This window comes from Rothia sp. ZJ1223 (assembly GCF_016900985.1).
In the GTDB taxonomy this organism is placed as follows: Bacteria; Actinomycetota; Actinomycetes; order Actinomycetales; family Micrococcaceae; genus Rothia.
In genome coordinates this window covers 209,087-230,125 of sequence record NZ_JAFEUT010000004.1, presented here as the reverse complement: position 1 = coordinate 230,125, position 21,039 = coordinate 209,087, and the positions used below count along the sequence as shown (strand labels likewise).

Annotated in this window: 15 protein-coding genes; 9 read left to right on the top strand and 6 right to left on the bottom strand. The window is 52.8% G+C overall.

Going from position 1 to position 21,039, the window contains the following annotated elements; all coding sequences use genetic code 11:
* The first annotated feature begins 124 nt into the window (after positions 1-124).
* Complete coding sequence (locus tag JTP09_RS06930) at positions 125-592, top strand: GyrI-like domain-containing protein (protein ID WP_204877720.1); 468 nt, start codon at positions 125-127, stop codon at positions 590-592.
* A gap of 672 nt (positions 593-1,264) precedes the next feature.
* Here the strand turns inward: JTP09_RS06930 and JTP09_RS06925 are convergent.
* Together JTP09_RS06925 and JTP09_RS06920 are read right to left on the bottom strand one after the other, a co-directional pair.
* The gene (locus JTP09_RS06925) at positions 1,265-1,903 is read right to left on the bottom strand and encodes an arsenic metallochaperone ArsD family protein (RefSeq protein WP_204877719.1); all 639 of its coding nucleotides are present in this window, start codon (positions 1,901-1,903) and stop codon (positions 1,265-1,267) included.
* Between the two features lie 85 nt (positions 1,904-1,988).
* Positions 1,989-4,208: an SMI1/KNR4 family protein gene (locus JTP09_RS06920; RefSeq protein WP_204877718.1), complete on the bottom strand. Its 2,220-nt coding sequence runs from the start codon at positions 4,206-4,208 to the stop codon at positions 1,989-1,991.
* 932 nt (positions 4,209-5,140) lie between these two features.
* Between JTP09_RS06920 and JTP09_RS06915 the strand changes: the two genes are divergently transcribed.
* The gene (locus JTP09_RS06915; protein WP_204877717.1) at positions 5,141-5,347 is read left to right on the top strand and encodes a cold-shock protein; all 207 of its coding nucleotides are present in this window, start codon (positions 5,141-5,143) and stop codon (positions 5,345-5,347) included.
* 154 nt (positions 5,348-5,501) lie between these two features.
* Here the strand turns inward: JTP09_RS06915 and JTP09_RS06910 are convergent, their stop codons facing one another.
* Positions 5,502-6,440, bottom strand: coding sequence for a sucrase ferredoxin (locus tag JTP09_RS06910; protein WP_204877716.1), 939 nt, complete (start codon positions 6,438-6,440; stop codon positions 5,502-5,504).
* A 106-nt stretch (positions 6,441-6,546) separates the two neighbouring features.
* Here JTP09_RS06910 and JTP09_RS06905 point away from each other — a divergent pair, with 106 nt between their 5' ends.
* The 4 genes from JTP09_RS06905 (at position 6,547) to JTP09_RS06890 (ending at position 11,165) form a co-directional block, all read left to right on the top strand.
* On the top strand, positions 6,547-6,930 hold the full coding sequence (locus JTP09_RS06905; RefSeq protein WP_204877715.1) for an RNA-binding S4 domain-containing protein: 384 nt from the start codon (positions 6,547-6,549) through the stop codon (positions 6,928-6,930).
* 259 nt (positions 6,931-7,189) lie between these two features.
* The gene (locus tag JTP09_RS06900) at positions 7,190-8,530 is read left to right on the top strand and encodes an MATE family efflux transporter (RefSeq protein ID WP_370592528.1); all 1,341 of its coding nucleotides are present in this window, start codon (positions 7,190-7,192) and stop codon (positions 8,528-8,530) included.
* A gap of 67 nt (positions 8,531-8,597) precedes the next feature.
* Positions 8,598-10,091: a DUF1846 domain-containing protein gene (locus JTP09_RS06895; protein WP_204877714.1), complete on the top strand. Its 1,494-nt coding sequence runs from the start codon at positions 8,598-8,600 to the stop codon at positions 10,089-10,091.
* Between the two features lie 150 nt (positions 10,092-10,241).
* Entirely contained in the window at positions 10,242-11,165 is a 924-nt protein-coding gene (locus JTP09_RS06890) for an SPFH domain-containing protein (RefSeq protein WP_204877713.1), read from the top strand.
* 87 nt (positions 11,166-11,252) lie between these two features.
* On the opposite strand, the gene JTP09_RS06885 is transcribed toward JTP09_RS06890, so the two are convergent.
* Complete coding sequence (locus JTP09_RS06885) at positions 11,253-12,257, bottom strand: Abi family protein (protein ID WP_204877712.1); 1,005 nt, start codon at positions 12,255-12,257, stop codon at positions 11,253-11,255.
* 836 nt (positions 12,258-13,093) lie between these two features.
* On the opposite strand from JTP09_RS06885, the gene JTP09_RS06880 reads away from it, so the two are divergent.
* From JTP09_RS06880 to JTP09_RS06870, 3 genes are all read left to right on the top strand, one after another.
* Complete coding sequence (locus JTP09_RS06880) at positions 13,094-16,327, top strand: DUF3427 domain-containing protein (protein ID WP_204877711.1); 3,234 nt, start codon at positions 13,094-13,096, stop codon at positions 16,325-16,327.
* A gap of 404 nt (positions 16,328-16,731) precedes the next feature.
* The gene (locus JTP09_RS06875) at positions 16,732-17,481 is read left to right on the top strand and encodes a DUF6318 family protein (protein ID WP_204877710.1); all 750 of its coding nucleotides are present in this window, start codon (positions 16,732-16,734) and stop codon (positions 17,479-17,481) included.
* A gap of 31 nt (positions 17,482-17,512) precedes the next feature.
* Positions 17,513-18,445 carry a hypothetical protein gene (locus tag JTP09_RS06870; protein ID WP_204877709.1) on the top strand — a complete coding sequence of 311 codons (933 nt, stop codon included), beginning with the start codon at positions 17,513-17,515 and terminating at the stop codon, positions 18,443-18,445.
* Positions 18,446-19,072: 627 nt separating this feature from the next.
* Here JTP09_RS06870 and pdxT read toward each other — a convergent pair.
* Together pdxT and pdxS are read right to left on the bottom strand one after the other, a co-directional pair.
* Positions 19,073-19,675: a pyridoxal 5'-phosphate synthase glutaminase subunit PdxT gene (pdxT, locus tag JTP09_RS06865; protein WP_204877708.1), complete on the bottom strand. Its 603-nt coding sequence runs from the start codon at positions 19,673-19,675 to the stop codon at positions 19,073-19,075.
* A gap of 398 nt (positions 19,676-20,073) precedes the next feature.
* Positions 20,074-21,000, bottom strand: a complete 927-nt coding sequence (pdxS, locus tag JTP09_RS06860) for a pyridoxal 5'-phosphate synthase lyase subunit PdxS (protein WP_370592527.1) — start codon at positions 20,998-21,000, stop codon at positions 20,074-20,076.
* Positions 21,001-21,039 lie beyond the last annotated feature (39 nt).

Genomic DNA, 21,039 nt, shown 5'->3' with positions numbered 1-21,039 from the left:
TTATCGCCCAAATCCTGATTTAAAACAGGATCTCGGCAACAAATCAGGATCTCGGTGGTTGGGGTGGCATCAACTAGACTGGGAAAGAGAAAACTTCTACCCACTTTTATAAAAGGAGCTGCCCATGATTGGTGCTCACGTTGAACACAAGGACGAGTTTGTGCTGGCTGGTTTTCGCGAGCTGGTGAGCCAGGGCGCTGATGCGGGCATGGGTGCCCTGTGGCAGAAGCTAACCAAGCACGCTGAAGAGCGCGGCGTAACCATGGAGGGTGTGCGCCTTTTCGGTGTCATTCTGGGTATGAACCAGAAGAATCAGTTCGATTACATGGCTGGTATTTTGGTTGAAGATAAGGACGTCGCGGCGAAGCTCGGTTTGAACGCGATTGTTGTTCCTGCCGGTGAGTTCGCGGTGACGAATGTTGAGGGTTCCATTCCGATGAGCATCATGGCAGGCGTGGATTTGCTGATGGGAAAGTACCTGCCGACCTCCGGTTTCACCCCCAACGGCCCGGTTTTTGAAGCCTACGGTCCCGGCGACCCCACCGCCGATGACTACCAGATGCAGGTGTGGGTGCCGGTTAAAGCCGCCTAGCGCTCGAACCAGAAAAGATTATGTGAACATGTACTCTGTGCGCACGAGGTGCCTATTGCGATGGTGTACCCCGTGCGGGCAGGGCATATTTCGCGTGTAAGGCATCTTCTATTCTTCGATGAACTTCCCGGCTCTGCGGGAGCTACCTTTTGAACTACATCCGTGTTCGAGTTCCCTGCACAAAAAAGGGGGAAGTGCGGGTGGGTGCCGGGGGTGCAGCGTCCGGTTATTCTTCTTTGGGTACGTAGGCATTCTGATTTTTCGGCTAAAGTTCCAGGCGGTGAATCTGCGGGTGCGAGCTTGTACTCTGCTCATAATTTCGTTACCTGGTGCGCTACACGCGGGGTAACCGTAGCGCTCAAGAGTTGCCTCAGATGGTGGCGAAATCGGCACTCTTGAGATGCGCGGTAATATCGAACCCGCGGTCAAGATGTCGTTTCGTACCACGTCAATGGTGGCGTCGTGAAAAAGGCGTTGCTCAGCGGTGAAGGTCGCGCAGACCAGCGCATCCTGGTCGAAAATGGTGGGCAGTCAGAACTGAACTAGCCTACACAAAGCCTTATCGCTTCAGGGCACGGGGCGTGAACATAGAGAATGGGCAATTGCTGTTCGCTGGTAGACACCAGATGAACAACAATTGCCCACTTTCAGAGAAGTTCAGAACGGTTGGGGTTACGAGCCGCAGCCACAACCGCCGCAACCACAGCCACCGGTGTTCTGCGCGGCAGGCTGCATCATCGCCTGGGTGATAGATAAGGACGCGCCGCCCCCCTTCACCGCCACCGAACCCTGGGTGGGAATACCGTCGCCGAAGTCGCCACCCATCAGGTTCACGCGATTACCGATCTCCGGGCCGCCCACGGGCTTCTCAGCAATACCCGCCAGCGTTGCCGCGAAACCAGCAGGATCAAGGGCAGGAGCTGTAGCGGGGTCATCTGCGCCACCGGTGCCACAGGCAGCTGCCGCCGCAGAAACCTTCTTCTGCTTCACCTCGTTGCTACGCGAGAAACGGCGCATCTGCTCAACGGTGGGGTACATGTACGACACCTTCACCAGACCGTCTGCCAACATCACCGGCAAAACATTACGCCCCGAAACCTCAATCAAATCGGCAACCGGCACACAATCCTCAAAAGCTGAAGGGTACGAATCCGTAGAGTAAACCGCAATATTTGCACCCTCATCAAGAAGCGCCTGCGCCTGCTCCAAAAACTCGGTGCGCTGGGCATCGCCCGCGTCCTCAGGGTTCTCACCCTCACCCCAGATAAAAATTTCTAGCTCACTGGTGCCCAACTCATCTTTACGTGCCATCACACTACCTTTCTGCACTGAAACCTTACGCCACCTGTAACGGAAAAGGCCGAGGAAAAACTTCCCGACCCTCACCCCTCACCTACTACCCAAACCAGCGCTTGAGGGCACTACGGAAACCGCCCTCGTCGCTGCCGCGCTCGCCGCGGTGCTGGTCAACAAAACCTGACCTGGTCTCTTCAGACTCCTGACGCTGGGCAACTTCATCGAGCTTAAAATCAGCGACCGACTTGCCGCGTTCATCCTCCATGACCTCTTGCTCTTCAATGATGATTTCACCCTTGGATTCTGATGCTGGTGGGGTTGATTCATCACGCAGCATCGCCAAAGCCTCAACTTGGCTGCGGTACTCTTCGCGCGGCTCAGTCGTCTCGGCGCGTTCTGCTGCCTCATCGTAAACGCCGCTAATCTGCTCTAGGTAGGCGCGCGCCTCGCGGGTAGCGTCATCCTCAGAAACAGCTGGGGTAGCACCACCGACTGAACCCGGTTCGGTGCTGATAAAGAAAGAACTCGCTGACTCAAAATCACCCTTAGACGGTGCCAGGGTGTGCGGCATCTCAGCCTCCACCAAGAAGCGCGAATCGGTCTCAATCTCAGCGGAAGTCTTCCACTCCTCGGTGCCCTCAGCCACATCAATGCGGGGAGTATCATCGTCGGCAATCAGCGGGGTGGGCTGGGTAGCGGGGGAGAGCTCGGAGGTCTGAATAACGATGTCCTCGCCCTGCTCCTTGCTGCTCTCTGTGGGTTCAGCCGATTCAGCTGACTCAGCGGTCAGTGCCTCAGGCTCCCTCTGCGTCGAGCTTTCAACCGGCTCAGCTGACTCAGCCGGGGCAACAGATGCAGGTTCAGCAACTGCGTCCTCACTTGCTGCGCCCTTCCCCTCAGCGGGAACACCTTTAGGCGTTGCCGCGCTCGCTTCGGTCTCCCACTCATTGACGCTCAGTGGCTTGGTGCCGAACTGAGTGAGGACGCGATTGACCACCTCGCCCTGCTCAGCGGTGAGTGCATTAGCGGTGGTGAACTGCGCTATATTCAGGTGCTTAGGCAGATTGTCATCCTCGACCAATACCGTCCACACGCCAAGAGGTGCGGTCAGGCTGGTAATGCTCAAATTCTTCGCTGCCGAAGTATTCGCCAGTTGATAGTCATGATGCTGGGTGAAGCGCAGCTCTTTCAGATGCGTCAGCGGAGTGAGCTGTTCAAGATCGAACGGTATTGAAAGCTGCTGAATCTCAATGACCGTGCTCTCTTTCAGGTGCTGGGCGCTCGGCGTCACACCGTCTGCGAAAACAGCAACATTGCCGTACTGAGCATCAACATCTGAAACGTCTCCTGCACCCTGCCAGCTCGCAGCGCGCGCCTGGGCAGAAACCAGCTCACCGTTAATGAACTCGGTCAGCGAACGGGCAACCAGGCGCGGAGGAGTCAGCTCACCGTGGGTGAACTCCACTACCTGACCTGCGCGTCCTGCCGGGCCCGGTGCAATATCAAGAGCAAACTGATTACCGGCGTCATTGCGGGCAAAAACAATCCACTCACGGGCAGTAAACAGCGGGCGAACAGCGTCCGTCTCGGCAGGTGCGGGCATCGGAGGAATCTCAGATCCACCGGCGCGCAGAGCATCATCAACCACGTTGTCGCTCTCACCGGTACCCGCCTGCAAATCAGCGGCAAACACAGGTTTACCCTCAACTTCAGCGACCTCACCCTCACGCACCAGCGCGTAATAAAAGCGTAGCTCCGGAGGGAACTCAAGACCACGGCGCTGCTGCTCAGCGTCCAACTCAACCATCGAATAACCGGTGCCGTGCCCACGCTGTAAGAGGAGCTTACGCATCAACAAAGCATCATTGCGTACTGCCGAATCCTCAGCGACAGCATTCGCGTCCTCATCCTCACCGCTAATAGGGGTGGGAGGATGCAAACGCCCCGCCTCAACGGTCTTTGCCTTAAAATCAGCGGCAATAACCGGGGCATGACCCTGCACAAAGGCAGAAGAATCAACCTCAGTGACCCTCACCGGCGCACCAGCCTCAGACACCACTTTCACGTAGTAAGACTCCGGCAGATAACCCTCACCCAACAGCTGCGCCAAGGTCTTTTCAAGCATCGTCGCAAAAGCCTTCAGGGACGGCGCCAAGGTAGAAGTTCGCACCCCATCGCTACCGTAGAAAAAGGGGCCATTCAGCACCCCGTCGTCCACAGAAAAAACAAACTCAATACGCTCATGCGTTGCAGATGCGTGCCACTGCGACAGTGCAGCAATGGTCTCAAGGCGCGAAGACAAGGGGAGAGTAGTGCTCATGTTCTCCATCATACAAGCCGTGCCTTACAAAGTGCCCGCCACCGTCCCAGCTTCTACACTCGGGTGGGCAGTTTGCTGTAACAGGGCTGCGTGCCCGCATCGACAGCAAACACACGCTGATTTTCCCCTCTTGGGCGGACGCCTGCGCCAGGGTATTGCGCCGCAGTCTCGCACAACTTAAAAACTTTTTAAAAAGTTTTTTAAAACCGCGTCATAAAATCCGTCATCACCCCTCTTTAAGGGTGACGGCGTGAAAACCGCCCCTTGCTAGACAGTGTGTTCAGTGATTAGGGAATATGCGTGAGTAGAAAGTGTCAGTAGCTCATCCTGGGGAACTGCTGGTTTGTTTTCTACTAGCGCGTACGTGCGAAGTGAAGTGCTGATGACTTCGTGCAACTGGGCAAGCAATGCGGTAACAGGTTGGGGAATCTGTTACCGCAAGCAAGGAGCGACGCTGAAGTCACATGCTACTGGGGAGTAGCCTGTTGGCTCCGGCAATGTCGTTGCTCTGACCCGCACCGCTATGGGGGTAGTCGGTACGAGCAGAACCTGCTGCAGGTGGATACCTCGGGGAAAGATAACCTCCTGCAACCTTTAAGTTCCACGATGCTGTGGAGCTCATTGGCTAATCATTGGGGAATGACTAGCGCATACAACACCGGTAAAGGCCCGGTGATCGCTCCGTTAGGGTGCGGTCGCCGGGTCTTCTCCATACCCCGCACAAGCCCCTTAAAGGTGTTCTCGCTCTCATAATGCCCTTTTTGGCGAAAAGCAGTGTAGGCTAAAGGAAGTGCTCATCGGTTGATGTTGTAAGTATTTTAGAAGCATTGTAGTTTTTGATTTTTTTGCGTTTCATCCACTGGAAAACATGAGAGCACGACCTTCGCGTTCGAGGTTTGAACGCAGGAAATTTCCAGTAAGGAATAACAAAAATGGCTACAGGTATCGTCAAATGGTTTAACGCTGAAAAAGGCTACGGATTCATCCAGCCCGACGACGGATCAGAAGATCTGTTCGCTCACTTCTCAGCAATCAACTCAAACGGCTTCCGTTCACTCGAAGAAGGTCAGTCCGTTGCATACGACCCCGAGCAGGGTCAGCGCGGCATGCAGGCAGCTAACATTACTGTCCTGAGCTAATAAGCTTTTATGAAAATCCCCACCCGCCAAAGGCGGGTGGGGATTTTTTGTGTACTGAATGAAAGTCTTGCGGAGGGTATGAAATTGTCTCCGTGGTTATTTACATTTCCCCGTACTTTAACCACGGGGAAATGTAAATAACCACGGGGAGAAGTCAAACCGTTTCTGCCAGGCTTACTAGCTCTACACTCTTTCCTGGCTTAGGGGCTTTGCCGCAGGATGCATAAACCTCCGACAGGGTGCGGGTGGCCGTGGTTGCTACCCAGCTTCTACCATTTGTGTGGCTGATGCTCACCTTCATCAACTCATTATGGTTGTTTTCTCGTGTTTCACGTGAAACATAAAGATCGTTCATGCCAGCAGACTCACCCTGTTCAACCAACAAAGACCTCACCGCAAGGTCAGCCACCTGTTCCTCAGGTGTGTAGCAGGAGCGTCCGCGCAGTCCTTCGAGTTCAGGGGCATCCCCGCGATGGAGAGCCTCGAAAGTCGCCCGTGCGCTGGCTGGGCTGAGTCTGCCGTAGGTGTAACCGGTGGGCAGAAAAATAGCGACCGGGGCAAACCGATGCCCTCCGGTGTGGGAACACTCCCAAATATTCTCATCGGGAAAAGCCGCATCAAGCGCCGCCGCAATGGGACGACCAAACACTGCGCAGCAACGATCACGTTTGGAATGGGCGCACAGAAGGGCAAGAGTTTGCCCGGTTTCTTGCGCCCCGACAGTGGGTAGAAGGTGCGGAGCATCAAGGGGCAGGTGCAGTAAATCCTCCGGCGAATCGACGGTGAGTTCGTACAGTTTTTCTGCGCCCGGCTGGGTGACTGCTACAAAGACTCGACGAGAGTTGTGAGTATCAATCTGACCGGCGCGTCCGGGTTTGCGAATCAAAAGCAGGCGCGCCCCGGCGTCCCTCATCTTGTGGGTGAGCGCAACAGAAAGCTCGGCACCAAAGGTAGTGCCATCGAGAATATCTTTGCCCCAGTTACCGGGGTGCTCCAAGCAGACCCAGACAGTCTCAGTAGATGCTGTGCCCGGTAAGGGTTCGGCGTTGAGCAGTGAACAGGAGTCAGCGAGGGAGGTGCGAGGTGAACTCATGCCTCTCACTTTACCGCCGCTGCGCTCGGGAGGGAGCGGGTTTTGTATATTTCGTCTGCGGTTCAAGAGAGTTAGGTAGTTTGAGCTGCTTGGTAAGCTGGTGGGCATGGCAAGTGAAGAAACGAAACCCGTTCGGGTAGACGCCTGGTTGTGGGCGGTGCGTATTTTCAAGACGCGCGGGCTAGCCACGGACGAGTGCAAGGCTGGGCACGTTCGCGTCAACGATGAGCACGTGAAACCTTCGCAGAAGCTGCGTATTGGCGATGTGGTGCGCGTGCGCTACCCGGGCTGGGAGAAGGTGCTTAAGGTCGAGAAGATGCTTGCCAAGCGAGTGGGTGCGCCGGTGGCGGTGACCTGTTATGAAGACTTATCAGAACCTCGACCTGCTTATTTCAGCGCCGGTGTTCCCCGGCGTGATCGCGGTACCGGCAGACCGACCAAGTTAGAGCGCCGCAAGCTCAATGACCTGCGCGGTTATGAGAAACAGTAATGACCATAATCTACCGTTTAGCGACCCTTACTGATGCGCCTGCTCTTGCTGCTGTGGCGCAAGCGTGAACGTTTGGTTTGTGGGCGGCAAGAGACCACGAGCCTTGGTTTGAACCGTTTTGTTGGTGAATCAGCGCAGTTCTGAGGAACCCCCGGTAGCAAGCTCGCCATGCTCTCGTCCATCGCGAAGGCGAAACTGACCGGTGAGCGTCCCTCGTGGAACCAGCGGAACTATTGCACTCTCGGCTAGGGTTGATGGAGTGAAAACCTCTACGCCCTCCCTCAATCGCCAGATTCTCGCCCTCGCTGTACCGGCTTTTGGTGCCCTCATCGCTGAGCCGCTTTTTGTGATGGCTGATTCTGCCATCATCGGTCACTTGGGCACCCCGCAGCTTGCCGGGCTAACCCTCGGTTCTACAGTGGTGCAAACCATTGTTGGCTTGGCTGTTTTCTTGAGCTATTCCACCACTCCGGCGGTTGCGCGCGCGTTTGGTTCCGGTGATTTGAAGAGGGCATACACGGCAGGACGCGATGGGTTGGTCACAGCCTTGATGCTGGGAGTTTTGGTAGCAGGTGCCCTCTGGCTAACTGCGCCGGGTCTCATCACAGCACTGGGTGGCACCGGTGAGATGCACACTTTTGGCGTGGACTATTTACGCTGGTCACTGCCGGGACTGCCAGCTATGCTCGCGGTGCTTGCTGCGGTGGGCGTCCTGCGCGGTATGCAAGACACCAAAACCCCGCTCTACGTTGCCACTGGTGGCGCGGTGCTCAACGCCGGGCTGAACTGGGTACTGGTCTACCCTGCGGGTATGGGGGTTGCAGGTTCGGCGCTGGGAACATCGGCGGTGCAATGGCTCATGGCGCTAGTCTTGGGAGCAATGGTGGTGCGTGGCATGCGCGCCCATCACGTCTTAGCAGTACCGGGAATAACCGGGGTGGCGGGGGTGTTGCGCGTGGGGTCTTGGTTGATGTTGCGCACACTTTCAATGCGCATCGCCCTACTTGCCACCGTGTTTGTGGTGACCGCCCAAGGCGCTGAAAACCTCGCGGCATACCAACTGGTGCTCACCTTCTTCAACTTCCTCGCCTTTGCTCTAGACTCTCTCGCAATCGCTGCCCAAGCCCTGCTGGGCAAAGAACTCGGCGCTCGCAATCTTGACCGGCCCGCAGAGCGCGATGCAGTGGTCGTTCTCAAGGATCGCCTGGTGCGCTGGGCACTCGGATTTGGCCTAGTCACAGCCCTGTTATGCCCGTTAGTTGGGTTCTTCTCAGCGCCGCTTTTCACCTCTGATTCTCAGGTGCAACACCTCTTTGCGCTCGCCATGCTGGTGGTTGCGGTGGGGCAGCCACTCGCGTCCTACGTCTTCATTCTCGACGGTGTTCTCATCGGCGCCCAAGACGTGCGCTACCTAGCACTTGCCTCCCTGCTCAACGCGGTGGTTTACCTGCCCATGCTGGTAGCTGTGTACCTGATTTTCTCGGGCAGCGCATCTGTTGCCGGCTTCATCTGGCTCTGGGTTTCCTACGCCCTTGGCTACATGGGAATACGCGCTCTCACCCTGGGGCACCGTGCTCGCCAGGGCGTGTGGATTAAGTAAGGACGCATCCGACCGCCGGCAGGGTGCGCGGCAGAGGAACCGAAACCGCGTGCTATGGTTAAACTCCATGGTGAATAAAATTGGTTTTGACCGTGAGAAATACATCGAAATGCAGTCCGCTCATATCAAGGAGCGTCGAGAGCAGATCGGTGGCAAGCTTTACCTCGAAATGGGCGGCAAACTATTTGACGACATGCACGCCTCTCGTGTGCTGCCGGGGTTCACACCCGATAACAAGATCGCGATGCTCGATCACATTCGCGACGAAGTTGAGATTCTAATTTGCATCAACGCCAAAGATCTCGAACGTAACAAAATCCGCGCTGACTTGGGTATTTCCTACGAAGACGACGTTTTGCGTCTGGTAGATGTTTTCCGTGAGCGCGGTTTTTTGGTGGAGCACATTGTGCTGACTCAGATGGAAGACGACGACCGCAAGGCTGTTGCTTTCAAGGAGCGTTTGGAGCGTCTGGGGCTGAAGGTTGCCCGTCACCGTGTGATTCCCGGTTACCCCGCAAACACTGATTTGATTGTGTCTGAAGAGGGACTGGGGCAAAACGAATTTTCTGAGACCACCCGCGATTTGGTGGTTGTAACCGCGCCGGGCCCCGGCTCAGGTAAACTGGCTACCGCGCTTTCGCAGATGTATCACGAACGCAAACGCGGTGTTGAGGCCGGTTACGCGAAGTTCGAGACTTTCCCCATTTGGAACCTTCCTCTTGAACACCCCGTCAACCTGGCTTACGAGGCGGCAACCGTTGACCTCAATGACGCCAACGTGATTGACCACTTCCACCTGAGCGCCTACGGCGAGTCAACGGTTAATTACAACCGTGACGTTGAAGCATTCCCGTTGCTGAAAACCATGCTGGAGAAGCTGACCGGCACCACCCCCTACCAGTCACCGACCGACATGGGTGTAAACATGGCGGGTAACTGCATTACGGACGATGCCGCTTGCCGTCGCGCGTCCGAGCAGGAGATCATTCGCCGCTACTATAAGGCGCTGGTTGATGAAGCGCGTGAGGGTCTGGATTCTACCCAGTCTGACCGTGCCGCTATTGTTATGGCGAAGGCTGGCATCAAGTCAACTGACCGCATGGTGGTTGAGCCCGCCCGCAAGCGTGAGGAAGAGACCCAACTGCCCGGCGCTGCAATTGAACTGCCAGATGGCACTATCGTTACCGGTCGTACCAGCGATTTGCTGGGTTGTTCATCGGCGATGCTGCTGAACGCACTCAAGCACCTGGCCGGTATTGACGATGAGGCACACCTGCTCTCACCCGAGTCGATTGCTCCGATTCAGAGCCTAAAAACTGAGCACTTGGGCAGCACTAACCCGCGTCTGCACACAGACGAGGTGCTGATTGCACTGACCGTTTCAGCAGCTACAAATGCGGACGCGCGTGCCGCCCTAGAGCAGTTGAAGAACCTGCGCGGCGCTGATGTTCACACCACCACCATTCTGGGTTCGGTTGATGAGGGAATCTTCCGCAACCTCGGTGTGCTGGTGACCAGCGACCCGAAGTTCCAGCGTAAGAGCCTCTACCAGAAGCGATAAACCCTTACCGCCGAGATCCTGATGTGTTGTCGAGATCCTGTTTTATATCAGGATCTCGGCGATTAATCAGGATCTCGCTGTTTAAGGATGCAGATAGCGGGTAGGGTTAAAGCATCAGTTCGTCGTAGGGAGATTTAAGGGGTTGAGATTGTGCTAGGTACTGTTTTGATTTTTCTGGGTCTGGTACTGCTGGGTGTTTTGGGCTTGATGTTGCTCATGAGTATTCTAGTGGTTCCGCAGTCAGATGTGTACGTGATTGAGAAACTGGGTAAGTATCACCGCACTCTCTTCTCCGGTCTGCATTTTCGGATGCCGTTTGTTGACCGGGTTGCCTACAAGCAGACGCTGCGCGTGAAAGAGCTTGACCTGATGGTTGCAACAAAGACCAAGGACAACGTGTTCGTTCAGGTTCCTGTGAACGTGCAGTATTTCGTGAACGAGAACGAGCAGGATATTAAGAATTCGGTGTACCGCCTGTCTAACCCTGAGAACCAGATGCGTTCTTACATTCAGCAGAATATTGTGGGGTCACTGTCGAAGCTCGATCTTGATGAGGCGTACGGTTCACTGCACCAGGTTGGTCTTGCGCTGCAGGGTGAGCTGACCGAGAAGATTGGCGAGTACGGTTACGTTATTAAGGATACGAACGTCATTGACGTTGACCCCGCGCCCGAGGTGAAGGACGCGATGAACCAGGTGAACGCGTCCGAACGTAAGCGTCAGGCACAGATTCTGACCGCCGAAGGTAACAAGGCTGCCGCGATTTTGGAAGCTGAAGCTGAGCGTGATGCGCGCCGTCTACGCGGTGAGGGTATCGCCCAGGAGGGCGACGAGATCGCTAAAGGCATGAAGGAGCGCATTGATAAGCTCAAGGACGCGGGCCTATCAGCCGAGGCTGCTGTGGAGTGGCTGAAGTTCAACGACGGCATCGCAGTCTATACTGCTTTAGCGTCGAGCAACAACGCCAAGATCATCATGATGGACAACAACCTGGGCCCGACCTCCGGTCGCCCCATGACCTCCGAAGACATCACCCGCAGCATCATTCGCGCGGACGAGGTGCAGGGTAGGTAGAGAGTGATATATTACATTGATCTTTTACGCGCTGCAGGGGCTGGCAGGTCTCCTGCAGCGCGTTTTATAGGGGTGGAGGGAAAATGGTTAGGGAGTGTGGAGTTTCCACAAAGGATCTTGTTCCCATCTATTGGGGAAACCCATCTGCGACTCCGTGAGAAAAGGAATGTCAGCCAAATTGTCCTGCACTAGATTTGCGACGTTCTTCGACCAACTTGAACCCGGTGAGACAGCCTCAAGTGTATACGCTATACACGCTAAGGCACCGTATAATTTTTCACTCTGAGGTAACGGCAAGGAGCTTAGCTGAGGGATTTGTCTTAGTATAGGCGTACCGACAGGAGGTAACGAACAGTTCCAGATCCGGGCATGATGGGCCGCTTTGTTGCGTAGTACTGTTAACTGCCGTAGAACTGAAGCGAGAGGATGCGCGTCCCTATATGCGGAGTTTTGATTACTTGTTCGACGTATTGATGAAACGTCAAAACCTAATAAATCAGCGATTTTTTCTTGTTCCGTGGTCTTCAACATACTATAAGTTTTAGACATATCGCTGAAATCTAGAACATCGGCGAGTACCCAGGGAGCTAGCAGAACACCATATTTTTCCACGTTGTGGTGAACTGACGTTCGTTCTCTTGAATTGAGCGATCTACTGATACGACCAGTCACTGTACTGATGAGCTGGTAGTGGTCAAACTCTTTGCGAGGGGTGATCCTAAAAGTATCTCTTTGATAGAAAGCGAGGGGACCCATCGCCCCTAATGTTTCTGCTAGCGCTGTTCGTCCGGCAATTTCTACTCTTTCGATGCCGTCGTGGACTAAAGTTCGAAGTTTTCTATCAAATTCGTAGAGTTTTACAATGTCTGAAAAATCTGTGTTTGGCTGGAACGTATCATCGCGAATTGGGGTTCTTTGTCCAGTGGATGCTGGATTCTCTGTGCGGCAGATGTACCAATATCCACTTAACCGATAATAACCAACATAGCTTAGCCACTGCTGCGCTTCAGCTGGGTCAATCAACATCCCGCGGCTCTTCAGTAGGTCAATTTGTTGGTTGATAGTGGTGTAAGGCTTAATCTGCGCATCCATAGTTTTAAGGTAGCAGAAAAGAAATCCAGCCCACTCCAGAGAAACGAGTTTCTCCGTGCGGGCTGAACGATTAATACATACTTTACATGTATCTGTGGATAAATGCCATATTTATGTGGATTATGTGCATCACGAGGTCTCGTGCGGACGCGTGGGCCGGCTGTGCGGGTTCCCGATCTTTTCACGATCTTCTTGGGGGCTGGATCCAGCCTGAACGACCATGATGTTCCTAGCGTTGAGAGAGGGCATCATGGATTTATTGCACGTAGTTTCAGTAGACAGTGACTTTGGGAAGGCTCTACTCATTGCGGGCAGGCGGGTAACGCCCGAAACTTTTACGCCCTTCATCCGCACATGCCGGGTCACCCAGCAACTTGTAGTTTTCTGCGGTGCTGGGACGCTGCATCCGGCAGTGAGTGACGATGTAGTGACTGCTTTTTGCGATGAGGTAGGCACCCGTCAGCCTGTAAGTAGATGGTGCGACGCAGTGTCTTTTACCGAGATGCAGAGAGCAAGACTACTCAGGCAAGTCGCACTCGCACAACGTTTGGTGGGTGAACACGCCGTAGGTATAGAAGACGCAGCGCGAACTTCCGAGGTATTGGGTTTTGCGCTCGCCCTCTTGGGGTCTGTAGACCGTGATTTCGGTGTCCCTCCCCTCATCTACAATGGATGCCTTGTCATGAGCCAACTGGAATGGGTATCAAGGCACCTACTCACCGGAGGCACAGAAGTTCTTGTAATTACAGGTTTCCACGCTCGGTGGTGTGAAGAAAAATGAGTGCCCACCGGGCAGCCTACTCGACGAAGAAGAAGCAAAAATCTAAGCTGCTTGTATGAGTAATGCGAACGAAAAATTACCTTATGGGCTTTATGAACTTGCGAAGTCACATCAAAACCTTGCACTAAGTATTCCAGAAGACGCGGAGTGGTCAGAAACAGTTGTCGACGCAGATGACGCTCTGCATATCCCCTCACTATCGCGCTATGTTGCTGAGCGAATTACTCATCACCTTGAACAAGCAACGTCTAAAGAACGTGTAGCAATCGTTAATTCTCTACTGAGTCAGTTAGGGTCTGAGCTAGGCGAAGACAGGTTGGAATCTACCGGTGATAAAGGTGCGCTCATACAGCTAACGGAGCTTAAGCCTAAAACGCAGACGCAGCCATCAGCACGTCCTGCTACTCCCCTGTCAGAGGTGGCTCTTCTTACTAACAATCCTAAAGAACCGAGCCTTTCGGACGAAATTCAGCGTGAGCTAGAGAGCGCTGACCGCGTGGACCTTTTGTGCTCTTTTGTGAAGCTATCAGGCATTAATATTCTGAGGAAACAGCTGAGCTTTTTGAAGAGTAGGGGCATACCCTTTCGTGTTTTAACTACGGTATATATGGGGGCTACCGAGCGCCCAGCAGTTGACAAACTGGTTAAAGAGTATGGTGCCCAAGTCAAGGTAAGTTATGAGCAAAGAGTAACCCGCTTGCATGCCAAGGCATGGATTTTCTACCGTAATTCTGGGTTCACCACCGGATATGTAGGTAGCTCTAATCTTTCATATGCAGCTCTAACGGATGGTTTGGAATGGAATGTGCGCGTTTCGAATTCAGTTACACCCGGTATTTTGCGTCAGTTTGAAGTGGCTTTTCAGAATTATTGGGAGTCAGATAGTTTCGAGAGCTATGACGGCAGCGATGAAGACGGTGCCAAACTTGAGAAATCTCTGCTCAATGCTGCGATAGGTAGAGGTTCCCAGCGGCGTCCAAATATGGCCATCAACTTTTCGCATGTTGATGTTCAACCTTATCCACACCAGTCGTTGATGCTTGATGAGCTTCACGCTGAAAGAGGTAAAGGGCATCATAAGAATTTGGCTGTCGCTGCTACAGGTACTGGCAAAACTATATTCTCTGCACTGGATTATCGCAGATTATGTGAAGCTGCCGGTGGCCGTAGATTGCGTCTACTTTTTATTGCACATCAGAGTGAAATCTTAAATCAGGCGCAAAGTGCATTTGCAACGGTTATGCGGGACGAAAGTTTCGGTGAATCCTTATTCGATGGTAGAAAACCAATTCACAACGAACATATTTTCGCAACCATTCAAACCCTTGCACAGGGTGCTATGGAGGAGTATTCACCGGACTATTTTGACCTCATTATTATCGACGAATTTCACCACTCGGCGGCACCGAGTTATCGCAAAATACTGGATTACTTTAGGCCTGAGGAACTGTTGGGACTAACCGCGACCCCGGAACGTACTGATGGGACAAACGTTGCAGCTGAGTTCTTTGAAGGACGTATAGCAACCCAGCTTCGCTTGTGGGATGCGCTTGAAGAAGGTTTGCTGGTGCCTTTTCACTACTATGGCATCGATGATGGTACCGATCTCAGCGAAATTAAATTTCACTCGGGAAAGTACAATGAGTCTGATCTGACGAAGTACTATATGAGTCACACAAGACGTACGCGCGTCATCTTGCAACAGCTGGAAGACAAAATTGCTTACCCTCAGCTGATGCGAGCTATCGGTTTCTGCGTCAATGTGGACCACGCAAAATATATGGCAGAACAATTTAATACAGCTGGTCTATCTGCTACATATCTTGAGGGAAACAGCACACTCGATGAGCGCACTGAAGCAATCCGTCGTCTTAAAAATCCTGATGACAAACTGTGCATAATTTTTACCGTTAATCTTTTTAACGAAGGTGTTGATATTCCTGAAGTCGATACCTTACTCATGCTTCGTCCTACCCAGTCTACTACGTTGTTCCAGCAACAGCTGGGACGAGGGTTGCGTCGTACGGCCGATAAAGCGGTGCTCATTGTCTTGGATTTTGTGGGTAATCAGGCTAGTGGTTTTAGGTTTGATATGAAGATGCGCTCTTTCACGCGCGATGGTCATATCACAAAAAGCTTCATTGAGAGTCCTGAACTTCCTGCTGGATGTAATTTACAGCTAGACCGCAAAGCCCAAGATCAAATTCTTAGAAGCATTAAGAAACAACTTAACCCCAAGGTTCCTGCAATGGTTGACCAGCTAAAAGTATTTGTTGAGGAGGAAAAGAAAAAGAACCTCGATGTTGTGGTTACCGAGTTGCTCGAGCCGTACCTCGAAAAGCACGGTTTAGAGCTGGCAAACATATATGGTAGGTCCGTTGCCTATAAGCAAGGACAAAACAAGAAGGGGCTCACTTTTACTTTCTTGCTGGATGCAGCCGGGCAAATCCCCCAAATTCCTTTGCTTTACGAAGAAGGTTCACGGGTGCAGCAGATTGCTAATCGTATACGGGCATTAACCCATGTCAACGATGCGCAACGGGTTGATTCCTATACCAGATTCCTTACAACAGATATAAGTGAATCCCAGATGACCTTAGCTGAAAAGCGTATGGCATGGGGTCTAGTATTTTCTTTTTGGCCCTACGGAAAATTTGAGGCGGGTAAAGAGAACCCGGTAATGACTCTTGACGAGGGCCTAATCGAGTTGCAGAAGCACCCATATTTCATCAATGAGTTACTGCAGATCTGGGCTTACAAGCTTGATATTGACCGGCATCTTCCTCAACAGAGTGCATCTCTAAGTCCAGATATTCCTTTATTAACTCATGCATCCTATAGTCGTGAAGAGATATATGCTGCGCTGGGGGCGCACGAGGGTGACAAGTTTACTAGCCCCGGTGGCTCTGTAAGCGGGGTATTAGAAGCTAAACAGACTAATACGTTGGCATTGACAGTCACTCTTGAAAAGTCAGAAAAGTATTACTCACCAGAAACAATGTACAGAGACTATGCCATCACAGAGAAGAAATTTGCATGGGACTCTCAGAACCGAACGACCCCAGAAAGCCGTCTGGGAAAAATTTATCGACACTGTTCAAATAAAGGTGAAATGCCCTTACTGTTCGTTCGGTACGTCCGTGAAGATGGTATGGGAACAAGCCCCTTTATGTTTATTGGTTCGGTGAGTTATCTGGCTCATACTGGCTCGCGGCCTATGCACATTACTTGGGATTTGGAGAGGGATTTGCCTGCTGAAATGTTTAATCTTGCGAGAGCTTCAGCTTAAATGTGGAAGTTCAAAGCCTAAGGTTTAAAGCGGACCTCAATATTTGGTCTTTTTGCTCCGCCTGCTGGGGAATTTGGGTTTCTATATGGTCAGCTTTACTTCTTGTAGAGCCAGTGATCCACCGGTTCTCCGCTGCTCCCCTCGCCTAGCAAAGTTGAAGCCTACTTGCGCCTAGACTTCATTCGCTGATTTTAGCGTAAAGTTCGATGAGATTTTGTGACAGGTTGTTACGGGCGCGCTGGTATGCCTGACTAGGACGAACGCACCTGCTGGGGAAGTTATCCACAAGTTACTTGGTAGTAAGGTGCGCCAGCTTGCCCGCTGGGCTATCTTACAAGGTAACCACTAGAACCACGCGAACCATAGCGAGTACTCGCACTGAACCTCTAAGGAGACAACACCCCATGTGCCTTATGCCCTCAAAAAGTCTTGCCGTCTTGGCCCTTGCCGGGGTAGCTCTTGTTGGTTGCTCGGCAAAAAATGAAGCAACTGCTGAATCAACGGCTAGTGCGACTGCTTCAGTATCAGAAACTCAGGCGACTGCCAGCTCTAGTGCTAGTAGCTCGGAACCTGAAGTCTCGCCTCTACCCACTCTTGCTAACGGTGAGGAGGTAAAACTAAGCGATGAGGAACGTACCGCGTATGAAGCGGGGAAGTACGTGCCTGCAACTGAAACCCACCCCGCCTTGAATGTTCCTAAGCCTGTGATGCCTGAGCTTGCGAAGGAGCAGAGTTTTGAGGGGGCGAAAGCGTTTATCGAGTACTGGATAGAAACTGAAAATTACGCTCATCAAACTGGAAAGTCCCAATTTGCTGAAGCTGCCACATCAGCTTCTTGGAAATCTCAGCGGGGCATCTATGACTATAACCGCTCTGTATATGCTGAAGGGGCCTGGCTAACAGGCGGTACCACTAGTATTAGTGTGGAAGGGGATAGTTTTGTTGTATCCTCCGGTAATAAGCATGATGCAATTGTTATCTATACGCGTGATTTGGGTGGGGTCTATGAAAATACAGGTGCGTATTTTGAAGATGTACCTGCTTTTAACGAGACCCGACAGCCTCAGCTTGTGACTGTTGAATTCGTTGGGGGCCAATGGGAGATCGTGAAGCTAAGCGGTATTGATGGGGTTGATTATGGCGCGGATAAATAACAGTTGGTTTTTGCTTCCGTTAGTCTTTTTCTTGGCTTTTATTTTTTATGTGCCACCTGCCAATGCTGTCAATAGTAACTCGGAAATCTATGCCACTGCCTCCGGGGGGTCGACATCAGTAGGGGGTTTAGGGGCTGCATCGGTTGAATATCAGCAGGGTCTTGTAGCTCAACAGAATTTCGCCAGTAATCCTGATGCGTCCGCCCCGGTAGAACCTGATCCTAACAAGTACGCCTACACGGAACCCTGCACGGGGCAATCCACTGACTGTAACCTCACCAAATGCACCGATTCTAACGGGAACACTGGGGTTACTCTCTCCCTATTGCGTGCTGACGCTAACGCCGCCGTTGAGGGAGTCGGTGCTCATATTGATTGGGATAATCAAAACAGGTTGGCTGGGTGGCAGCGTGCTGGTACTTTTTGCTCGGCTATCTTGGATGCTCCTGAGGGTGATGCGCCTGCGCAGCAGCTGATTATTACCGTTACTAATGAGGATTTTCGCAGTCTTAATGTTTTACCTGCCAGCATTATGGGTCAGGGTTCTGGGCATACGTTGAAGAACTTCAACACAAATTTGTGGGCTGATGCTCAGGAGCAGACTTTTGATACCCAGATTAGTGGGCGCAGTGTGCGGGTTGTTGCTACTCCGGTGAGTTATATCTTCGATTATGGTGATGGAACCACCATTACTAGCTTCAGTCCTGGCTATGGGTTGCCTGCTGGTCAGGAGTGGGCTGATATTCCTACTGATACTTCTCATGTTTACACTGAAACCGGTGACTATAATGCTACGGTGACCACTGTTTACAGTGGTAGGTATTCTGTGGAGGGTGGCCCGTGGTTGCCGGTGGCTGGCACTAATGAGGTGGTTTCTGATCCTCGCGTGGTGCGGGTGTGGAAGGTGAAGGTGGGTAACGTGGCTGAGGATTGCCTGGCGAACTCAACAGCCTGGGGCTGTTAACCCAAATCCCGCGCGTCCTGAAAACTGAAATCAGCACATATTAACCGAGAACTGTGTACCCTTAGAACCGCTGTTGGCGAGTTCGGAGACTGGTTTTGGTGCGCCTCTTCGTCGCTGAACGTCGCGTCCCAACCAATGTAGTTGCGCTCCGTCTCATCAATACGTCTGCCAGCGCGAACACGAACGTTAACAGCCTTTTCTGGAATCTTCTCAATAAAAGGGGCACAGCAATTTCCACTTGCAGCGCAGGAAGCACCAGTAAAAACGCTATGAAGAAAAAGAACTGGCAGAAAAGTTTGGTCTCATCTCTTACTACGCTAAGGGTTACACTGATTCATATTTGGGTGTAAAAACTGCGAAAGTTAAGAAAGAGAATATCGCCCAGCTGGTTCAGCTCACCCTTGACGCCATGGTTGCAGCTCAAGAAAGTGTCTCACCTTAAGAACTGACGTGAAGCCTCCACCTGTCAATGACGGGTGGGGGCTTTACTTTTTCTCTCTGAAGGTAACCGTCATGTTCGAGTAACCGCACCGGTCGCAGCAATGAGCCACTATACCTCTTACAGCTTGTCTGAATCCAACAGGCTTAGAGAGTCGTCCAAAGGATCAAGTGCTGCGAAGTCCATCCTTACACTAGTGCCAGTAACTCCTCGTGTACCCTTGTATCGCCGGTGAGTTCCGGGTGGAACGAAATGCCGATGATGTTGCCCTGGCGCACGCCCACAACCTCACCGCGATACTTAGCTGTAATGACAACATTTCCACCAACACGCGAGATGCGGGGCGCACGAATAAAGACGGTTTTTACCGGCGTGATCTCACCCGTGACGGCCTGCCAATCGAGAACCGCCTCAGCAGAATCAACCTGCGAACCAAAGGCATTGCGTCCTACCGACACATCCAGCACCCCCAGCGACTGCTGACCCGGTGCAGAATCATCAATTTCCCGCGCCAACATAATCAACCCCGCACAGGTGCCCAAGGTTGGTAGCCCGCTTTCAACCGTATCAATGAGTGGCTCACGCAGACCAAAGATGCGCGTCAGCCGGTCAATAGTAGACGACTCCCCACCGGGTAGCACCAGGGCATCCAAGCCAACCAAGTGCTCAGGTTTCTTGACGAGAACGACGCTCGCCCCCAACCCCTCAAGCACGGCAGCATGCTCGGCAACGCCACCTTGCAAAGCCAAAACACCAACAGTTTTACCGTTGCTAACAAGAGCATCAGCCACGAAAGAACCCCCAAAAGAATGTGATTACAAAAAGCCAAAGACCCTGTACACCGACGGACGCACGCGACAACGACGTATGGACAGAGCGAAGCGGAAGGACGCCTAACGCCCGCACACAAAGCGAAGGAATCAGTCGCAGAGCGGCGTCCAGAGGCGTACCCCTCCCACAAGTCAGACAAGGCGCTCACAAGCTCGCAGTGCAAAGCACATTCTGGGAATCTACCCCCAAAGTTCACCAGCGCCAGCACTAATCTTCTCTACTCCACAATTTTTACTTCCTCGCACGCTCGGAAAATACTTATTGGTGCTCGCAAGCTCGCACTGCCCTCTACTCACCGCTTCGCTGTGTTCGCAGTAAATATGATTTTTTGGTTCGCCTGTCGGCGAAAAAATCATATTTACCAGCCTCTCTCCGCCAGACGATGCGGTGCCGGAAGATCCGACACATTAATCCCCACCATCGCCTCACCCAAACCACGCGACGCATCCGCAACAGCCACCGGATCATCAAACTGCGCCGTCGCCCTCACAATCGCCCTCGCGCGCGCCTGCGGGTTGCCCGACTTAAAAATACCCGAACCCACAAACACACCGTCCGCGCCCAGCTGCATCATCATCGCCGCATCCGCAGGGGTCGCCACGCCACCAGCCGTAAACAGAACCACCGGCAACTTACCAGTGCGAGCCACCTCAAGCACAATGTCATAAGGAGCCGCCAACTCCTTCGCCTTCACATACAAAAGATCAGGCGAAACCGCGTGCAACGCCTGCAACTCAGCGATCTGGGTTTTGATAGTGCGAATATGCTTGGTCGCCTCAGAAACATCACCCGTACCAGCCTCACCCTTAGAACGAATCATCGCCGCGCCCTCAGCAATACGACGCAACGCCTCACCCAAGTTCGTCGCACCGCACACAAAAGGAACCGTAAAAGCCTGCTTGTCGATATGATTCACGTAGTCAGCGGGGGAAAGCACCTCGGATTCATCAATGTAATCAACCTTCAGCGCCTCAAGAATCTGCGCCTCCACAAAATGCCCAATGCGAGCCTTCGCCATCACTGGAATAGAGACAGCATCAATGATGCCCTCAATCATGTCGGGGTCAGACATACGTGCCACGCCACCCTGCGCGCGAATATCAGCGGGTACCCGCTCCAGCGCCATAACAGCTACCGCACCAGCATCCTCAGCGATGCGCGCCTGCTCGGGAGTCACCACATCCATAATGACGCCGCCCTTGAGCATGTCAGCCAAACCGCGCTTTACCAGGGGTGAGCCGGTGATGTTTTCGTTAAAAGTCTTGTAATCAGTCATGTCTTTCATTCTGAACCCGTATCTGGTCTACTCTAAGAACCAGAATCA

What these genes read in the sequence shown, in the direction of transcription:
- JTP09_RS06930 (WP_204877720.1), top strand. Translation starts at nt 125, where the DNA reads ATGATTGGTGCTCACGTTGAACACAAGGACGAGTTTGTGCTGGCTGGT.
- JTP09_RS06925 (WP_204877719.1), bottom strand. Translation starts at nt 1,903, where the DNA reads ATGGCACGTAAAGATGAGTTGGGCACCAGTGAGCTAGAAATTTTTATC.
- JTP09_RS06920 (WP_204877718.1), bottom strand. Translation starts at nt 4,208, where the DNA reads ATGAGCACTACTCTCCCCTTGTCTTCGCGCCTTGAGACCATTGCTGCA.
- JTP09_RS06915 (WP_204877717.1), top strand. Translation starts at nt 5,141, where the DNA reads ATGGCTACAGGTATCGTCAAATGGTTTAACGCTGAAAAAGGCTACGGA.
- JTP09_RS06910 (WP_204877716.1), bottom strand. Translation starts at nt 6,440, where the DNA reads ATGAGTTCACCTCGCACCTCCCTCGCTGACTCCTGTTCACTGCTCAAC.
- JTP09_RS06905 (WP_204877715.1), top strand. Translation starts at nt 6,547, where the DNA reads ATGGCAAGTGAAGAAACGAAACCCGTTCGGGTAGACGCCTGGTTGTGG.
- JTP09_RS06895 (WP_204877714.1), top strand. Translation starts at nt 8,598, where the DNA reads ATGGTGAATAAAATTGGTTTTGACCGTGAGAAATACATCGAAATGCAG.
- JTP09_RS06885 (WP_204877712.1), bottom strand. Translation starts at nt 12,257, where the DNA reads ATGGATGCGCAGATTAAGCCTTACACCACTATCAACCAACAAATTGAC.
- JTP09_RS06880 (WP_204877711.1), top strand. Translation starts at nt 13,094, where the DNA reads ATGAGTAATGCGAACGAAAAATTACCTTATGGGCTTTATGAACTTGCG.
- JTP09_RS06875 (WP_204877710.1), top strand. Translation starts at nt 16,732, where the DNA reads ATGTGCCTTATGCCCTCAAAAAGTCTTGCCGTCTTGGCCCTTGCCGGG.
- pdxS (WP_370592527.1), bottom strand. Translation starts at nt 21,000, where the DNA reads ATGAAAGACATGACTGATTACAAGACTTTTAACGAAAACATCACCGGC.